Annotated in this window: 3 protein-coding genes; 1 reads left to right on the top strand and 2 read right to left on the bottom strand. The window is 65.6% G+C overall.

Annotation, left to right across the window (positions count from 1 at the left end; all coding sequences use genetic code 11):
- Nucleotides 1-766 (bottom strand): amino acid ABC transporter permease (locus WA944_RS16855; protein ID WP_526647161.1); only part of this gene is annotated, 766 nt, incomplete at its 3' end.
- Between the two features lie 19 nt (nt 767-785).
- Entirely contained in the window at nt 786-1,703 is a 918-nt protein-coding gene (locus WA944_RS16850; protein ID WP_526647160.1) for an ABC transporter substrate-binding protein, read from the bottom strand.
- 193 nt (nt 1,704-1,896) lie between these two features.
- Between WA944_RS16850 and WA944_RS16845 the strand changes: the two genes are divergently transcribed.
- A partial coding sequence (locus WA944_RS16845; protein ID WP_526647159.1) for an HdeD family acid-resistance protein occupies nt 1,897-2,369 on the top strand: 473 nt, incomplete at its 3' end.

Below are 2,369 nucleotides of genomic sequence, written 5' to 3'. Positions count from 1 at the left end.
CCACCATGAGAAGTGGCACGGGCTCGAAGGTCCGCGCGGCGATCTCCCGGGTGGCGATGCTGTACAGGTCGAACGAGTACGGCACCGCGGTGACCAGCGACGTGGTCTTGAGCAGGCTGATGACCTCATTGCCGGTCGGCGGGATGATCACCCGCATCGCCTGGGGCAGCACCGTGCGCCGCATCGCCATGCTCCACGACATGCCCAGCGCCGTGGACGCTTCCATCTGCCCTTCCGGCACCGAGGTGATGCCCGCACGGATGATCTCGGCCATGTAGGCGGCTTCGTTGAGTGCCAGGCCCACGATCGCCAGCGCGAACGGAATGGACAGCGCCTGCAGGTCGAACTGGAACAGCGACGGCCCGAACGGCACCCCGAGCTGCAGGTTCTGGTAGATCGTCGGGAACAGCCCCCAGAACGCCAACTGCACGTACACCGGGGTGCCGCGGAAGATCCACAGGAACACCCACGACACCGCGCCCAGCACCGGGTTGGACGACAGCCGCATCACGGTCAGCGCCACCCCGAGGACGATGCCGATCACCATCGAGTAGACGGTCAGCTGAAGGGTGTTGAACACCCCGAGCAGGACCCGCTCGTTGAACAGGTACTCGGAGTAGGTCGACCACCCGTATGCCGGGTTGGTCGCGGCTCCGTACAGGAACAGCCCGACCAGCACGATGATGACGCCCGCCGCCACCCACCGCCAGGGGTGGCGCAACGGGACGGCATCGATGGCTTCCGGCGGCTTGCCGACATCGGTCATGTGTGCGGCCCCCGGCGGGTCAGGAGACCGCGCCGTTGATGACCGGCTTGTCGATCATGCCCTCCTCGAGACCCCAGTTGGCCGCGATCTCTTCGTAGGTGCCGGTCTCGATCAGATGCTCGAGGGCCTGCAACAGCGACTGGGCCAGCGGCGAGCCCTTCTCCACCGGCCACCCGTAGGGCGCCGAATCGAAAACCTCGCCGGCCTGCTCCAGCTTGCCGTTGGTCTGTTTGATCGCATACAGCGTCACCGGCGAATCCGCCGACATCGCGTCGGCCTGACCGAGGACCACGGCATTGGTGGCGGCATCCTGGCTGTCGAACGGGACGATCTCGATCGGCGGCTGGCCTTCATCGGTGCACTTCTGGCTGCGGGCGGGCAGTTCATCGGTCTCCTGGACCGTCGTCGCCTGCACCGCGACCTTCTTGCCGCACGCGTTCTCCGGATCGATGCCACCACCGACGGGCTGCGCCCACAGGGTGCCCGCGGAGAAGTAGGTGACGAAGTCGACCTGTTCCTCCCGCTCCTTGCTGTCGGTGAACGACGACATCCCGACGTCGAACGTGCCGCCCTGGATGGACGGGATGATCTTGGCGAAGTCGGCCTCGCGGTACTCCGGGGTCAGCCCCAGGGTGCCGGCGATCGCGTTCATCAGGTCGACGTCGAATCCGACGATCTTGCCGTCGGGATCCTTGAACTCGTTCGGGGCGTAGGGGATGTTCACCCCGATGATCAGCGTGCCCGCCGAACGGATGTCCTCCGGGACGGTCTGCGCGATCGCGTCGACGGTCTCGGCCTGTGGGGCTTCGGTCGGCGAGGACGGGTCGCTGGTCTCGGAGCTGCTCGAACAACCCGAAAGAGCCAGGGCGCCGGTGGCGGCGAACACCGCCGCGATACGCCAGAACCTGGGCCGGCGGTCGTGGATTTCACCGAACACGGTTGCCTCTACTTTCTACTTCGGGTCGTCAGCGTCGTGCGCCTGGGTCCCCGCGTATTCCCCAGCCAAGGACGTTAACGACCGATGACCCGACGCGCAGCGCCGGTAACGAGACATTAACGACCGCATTGAGACATCACAGCCGTACTGCGAAATCCGGCTGGCCCCCGTGGCGGTATGCGACACTTCGCGCATGGAAACCGCCGCTCCCCCAAGCATGTTGCAGCACCTGTGGAAGAACACGTTGTTTTCCGGGGTGCTAGCCGTGATTCTCGGGATCATGGTCCTGGCCTGGCCCGGGATCACCATCCTGGTCGCCGCGCTGTTTTTCGGCGCCTACCTGTTGATCACGGGTATCACGCAGGTCTTCTTCGCGTTCAGCCTCCATGTGTCGGCCGGTGGCCGGGTGCTGTTGTTCGTCAGTGGCGCAGCGGCACTCATCCTGGCGGTTCTGTGCTTCCGCAGCCTGCAGGAATCGATCCTGCTGCTGGCCATCTGGATCGGAATCGGCTTCATCTTCCGTGGCGTGGCGACCGCGGTGTCGGCGATCAGCGATCCCACCCTCCCCGGCCGTTGGTGGGAGGTCTTCATCGGCGTGATCAGTCTGATCGCCGGGGTGATCCTGCTGGCCTCGCCGTTCGAGTCGCTGGCGACGCTGACCATGGT

The sequence above is a fragment of the Mycobacterium sp. genome (genome assembly GCF_049683355.1).
GTDB lineage: Bacteria > Actinomycetota > Actinomycetes > Mycobacteriales > Mycobacteriaceae > Mycobacterium.
The sequence above is the reverse complement of the archived record's forward strand: the minus strand, read 5'-3'. Positions and strand labels throughout refer to the sequence as shown.